This is a genomic window from Pseudomonas sp. NPDC096917 (assembly GCF_044762555.1).
Lineage (GTDB): Bacteria > Pseudomonadota > Gammaproteobacteria > Pseudomonadales > Pseudomonadaceae > Aquipseudomonas.
Window position 1 is genome coordinate 1 of record NZ_JBIWEO010000042.1, and the last position, 4,187, is coordinate 4,187.

The following is a 4,187-nucleotide window of genomic DNA, read 5'->3' on the forward strand; positions in this document are numbered from 1 at the left end:
ATCCAGTACTTTGACGGTGATCCCGACCAGCCAGTTGCCATTGGCCGGGCGTACAGAGAAGCCAACCTGCCGCCCTACGAACTGCCCAAACACAAAACCCGCATGACGATTAAAAGCCAGACCCACAAGGGCGATGGTTTTAATGAGCTGCGGTTTGAAGATGAAAAGGGGGTGGAAGAGATCTACGTCCACGCCGAGAAAGACCAGAACATCCATGTCAACCACAACGAAACCACGTTTGTTGGCAATGACCGCAGTGAGGAGGTAGTTCGAAACGAAGACTTAAAAGTTGGCGAAAATCGAACCCGTAGCGTGGGCGGCAACGAAAAAATTCATATCGAGGGCAACCGAGACGAAAACATGCTGGGAACCTCCACGCAAACTGTTGCCCTCGCCAAGACACTGAGTGTCGGCGGCTTGCTCAACGTCATGGTGGGTCTGAACTCTAGCGAACAGGTGGCCTTAAACAAGCAATTAAATGTCGGCCAGCGCTTGCAGATCAAGGCCTCCGATAACATCTCGGTCACCAGTCACAAGGGTGAAGTTCATATCGACAGCAACACCGCACTGATCCTCAGTTGTGGCGGTGCATTCATAAAGTTGGCCAATGGGCGCATTGAATTGGGATGCCCTGAGCCGATGCTGATTCATGCCGTGACCCAAGTTCAAGCACCTGCACGTTTTAGCGTCCCGCCACCGCCCAATACCAATGAGATCGAGTTTCGTCTGGTTCATCCGGACGGCACACCAATGGCGGGAAATGCGTTCACCGCCACCTTGTCCGATGGATCCCAGCGCACCGGCGTGGTGGATCAAGAGGGCTACGCACGCCTATCTAATGTCACGCCCGGATGCAGTGCTCAAGTGAGCTATCACCGCTCACCTGCCAAACCCAAAGTAACAGCCTGCACTGCACTCGATCCTGATTTACAGCAACTGATCTCCACCAGTCATTTGTCCGGAGGTCAGTCGTGAGTACGGCTAATAACTGGTTAGACGAAGCGATAGAAAAGGTTGCAGGTGGATTTGGGTGGTTGCGCGACTTGGTGCTTGGCGAGTTCGCCGAAGACCGCCCATTGAGCGTGGTCATCGCCGACATGCTGCTGTCTTTTGTTCCGGGCGTCGTGATTGTGCTTAGCGCTCGCGATGTCGCGGCTATCTCCATACGTTTGGGCAAACGCTACACCGACAAGGCAAATACGGGACGCGCGCAGCCACCAGAGTGGCAGGAGTGGGTCTTGCTGATCGCCTGCCTCATCACCCTGATTGCACCCGTGATCGGCGCAGTCGTAGGCTCAGCAGGGACGCTGGTTGGCACTGCCGTGGGGGCGCTAGCCGGGCAAGAGGCAGCCGCTTTTTTGCGTGCTCTATGTTTGCTGCTGATCCGCGAAAGCCAGGTCATTCTCAAGACATTGCTCGTGTTCCTTGGAAAATTCACCCGAGGCAACGTTGAGCAAATGCTCAGGGCTATCAAGTTCACGGCCTATGAGAAACAATTGCTTGAATATCTAAACACGTTCTTGACCAAGACCCTGGACGCGGTACGCAAATTACGCAGCTACCTTAATAGATGGCCCTTCAACCAGGCCACCCAACTGTTAGCCCGCTTGCAAGAGATGGAGAAGCAGTTCTACGCCGTACAGCTTCATGCCGTTCGCGAGATCCCACTGGCGTTGGCTGAACTTGACGCTCGACTGGCCAAGGCACTTGAGCAGGCAGCCAAGGAGCCCAGCCAAGTCGCGACGTCCGGGATACGCGCTGAAAAACCAGTGCCTATGGCCATGAATGGCGGCCGAATAACTTCAGGGGTGGGTATGCCTCCGATCTATTTGGAGCGCCCTCCCGGAACTTACGGAACGCCAACACCCATAGCGCCGCAGCCCGTGCCGCATGGCCCCAACGTCCATGCCTTTGATCCCAAGACTGCTACCACTGCGCAAAAAGGGATTTATGGCGAGGTGATAAGTGACCAGTACATGCTGGGTAAAGGCCATGAGAACCTGTTGTCCAGCAGCCGTGGGCCGCGCAGCATGGACATGATGCCTACCGGACGCGGCATTGATGGCGTTTATAAGAATGCCAATCCGCCGCCGCCCTATATCATCACCGAGACCAAGTACCGCACAGGTGGTGAATTTCCGGCGAGCAAACTACCCACGACCAAGGGCAGTGCCGGATATCCAAGTGCAAAGCAGATGAGTGATGAATGGATTGCCCCTCGTTTGGCTGATGCTGTCGGCAGAAAAGAGGCCGGAGCCATTAGGAACTCTGACTACGAACGATGGTTAATGGTTGTGGATGAAAATGGGAAAGTAACCAGCATTACTCGACTGGATGAAAATGCTAACGCCATCAGCAGCATCGTACCTTAGACATAGAGAATTTATTCATTATGAAAAACTTCGAAGAAATCAAACGCGAGCCATTACTGCAAGAAAAAAATTATTTAGAAGATATTGCCTACTTGAAAGAACAGTATGTAGGCCGTAAAGCTGATGAGGTGATTGCAGGAAAGCAAAGTGAAGGACACAAAAAACGCGTGAGTTGGGGCTTTTGCTACGAGTCCTTGGAATTATTGATTGAACTCTACTCAGGCGGAGAATCCTTAGAGTCACTGATCCCTTACGCCGACCACGCTTTTTCCCAGTTCGAACGGCACAAAAAGGCATTTCCCGAGTTCTCCCTCAAACCCTGGGAGCCAGACGCCTATCAATACATCCTTTGGTTACTGTCCCTGGCCGTATTGTTCAACATGCCCAATCGTATTCAACAAATTGCCAGTTGGATCAGCACCGACTCGGATGATGGGCAAGACGTATTGTTGCGACGACTGTTTGCACGAGTGGGCATCGCCCTACCAGGCGATAAATTGATTCACGAAAAACCTTATGGCGAACTGCTCAGCGCGCTGAATACCCGAGGCGACGAACAACAGCAAGCCGTGCGCACCTACTTGAAGCAATGGTACCGCGGCATGCGCAACTGCTATTGGCATGACCGCCACAAGCGTCGAGCTGATGCCGGTTTCTTTGGCTACTGGGCCTTCGAAGCCGGTTTGGTCACGCTCCTCTGGGAGGTCGATGACACCCCCTATCGCGACCTGCCGTATTACCCCAAAGACCTGGTCGATGACGCTCGCGTCCGTCACGTGCTACGCAGCTTCCCCGAAGGCCATCGCCTCGAAACCTCCAGCGGCCTGCGCGCCATGTCCGGTGAAGCTTGCCCGGTTTCAGGTGTGTGGATCTGTGACGACTGGCCCGTAGGTCCGCAAACCTTCGGTGAAGGCCTGATCCTGCCCTCCGACAATGGGCGGGTTGTTACGTGGCGCTTGGTGAAAGGTATTTCAGCCTGAAGGAGACACGATGAGCCATTTCGACCAAGTCAAGCGCGACCCGTGGATGACCGAGCAGCACTACAAGGCTTCAACAGCGGCCAAAGAGGCCGAATTCGCCTATAGGGACATCAGCGATCTGCTGACCGATCCCCTGCGTGACCCCCGCCATAACAAAGGCTTGAGCTGGGATCACGCCCATATGGCCTTGGAGTTGGCGATCCAGCGCTACTCTGGGGGCGAGCCACTGGAGCTGGTCAGCACTTATGTCGATTACACCTTTATCCAGTTCCAGCGGCATTTTGATACCTACCCAACAGTCGACGCTCGATTGAGGCCCTGGGTACGTGACGAGTATCAATACATCTTATGGATGTTGGCATTGGCAGTGCTGTTTGGTTACCCGCAGCGAGTCGATTCGCTACTGAGCTGGATCAACCGAGATGATGATCGCGGCCACGACGCCCTGCTTCACCGCCTGTTTGAACGAGTTGGAAAGACCTTTGCAGGCAAAACTCTGATTCACCCACAACCCTATTCAACCCTGTTAGAAACACTTGATCTTCGCGGCGCTGAGCAACGGCACCACCTTAGTCTGTACCTCAAACACTGGTATGGCGGGTTGCAGGGGTGTTATTGGCATGGGCGTCATCGCAGGGCGAGAGGCGACCACCTTGGCTACTGGGCCTTTGAGGCGGCCCTGGTCGCATTGCTGTGGAAAATTGACGACGCATCCATTGGCGACCCCCACCATTACCCCAAGGCGCTGCTTGACAAGGCACGCGACCGCAAACGAGGGGACATCTATCCAGATGAAGAAACGCTGGCCTGGAGCCGCCCTACCACGCTGCCTTCA

General features: G+C 54.5%; 4 protein-coding genes. All 4 read left to right on the forward strand.

Features of this window, described 5'->3' with window-relative positions; translation table 11 throughout:
• On the forward strand, positions 1-975 hold a 975-nt coding region (locus tag ACIQYF_RS23550; protein WP_402866657.1), incomplete at its 5' end, for a bacteriophage T4 gp5 trimerisation domain-containing protein.
• Positions 972-2,372: a hypothetical protein gene (locus ACIQYF_RS23555; RefSeq protein ID WP_402866660.1), complete on the forward strand. Its 1,401-nt coding sequence runs from the start codon at positions 972-974 to the stop codon at positions 2,370-2,372. The genes ACIQYF_RS23550 and ACIQYF_RS23555, both read left to right, overlap by 4 nt.
• Before the next feature lie 20 nt (positions 2,373-2,392).
• Positions 2,393-3,352, forward strand: coding sequence for a PoNe immunity protein domain-containing protein (locus ACIQYF_RS23560; RefSeq protein ID WP_402866663.1), 960 nt, complete (start codon positions 2,393-2,395; stop codon positions 3,350-3,352).
• 10 nt (positions 3,353-3,362) lie between these two features.
• Positions 3,363-4,187: PoNe immunity protein domain-containing protein (locus ACIQYF_RS23565; RefSeq protein ID WP_402866666.1), on the forward strand; the 825-nt coding region annotated here is incomplete at its 3' end.